1 protein-coding gene is annotated in these 255 nt (G+C 46.7%); it reads right to left on the minus strand.

What is annotated here, in order from left to right:
- On the minus strand, positions 1–255 hold a 255-nt coding region (locus tag MO387_RS21010), incomplete at both ends, for a flagellin (RefSeq protein ID WP_277956722.1).

The following is a 255-nucleotide window of genomic DNA, read 5'->3' on the forward strand; positions in this document are numbered from 1 at the left end:
ATACGGCTCTTCGCATCAGCGACGTTAGCCTGCACGTTGGCATTGTTGGCGATATTATGTGACAAACGGTTTTGTACAGCACCTAATTTCGCACGCTCTGCATCCACTGCTGCTATCTGAGTATCTATCTTTGCAAGAGTAGCAGTTCCAACGTCTCCAGCTGCACCAGCCCCAATACCACTCATGTCAGCTATCTTAACTTGAATTTTCTCTGCCGCGGTATGTCCTGTTTGAAAGCTTTTATCAAAGCCTGTT

Source organism: Shewanella sp. N2AIL (genome assembly GCF_022690845.1).
GTDB lineage: Bacteria > Pseudomonadota > Gammaproteobacteria > Enterobacterales > Shewanellaceae > Shewanella > Shewanella baltica.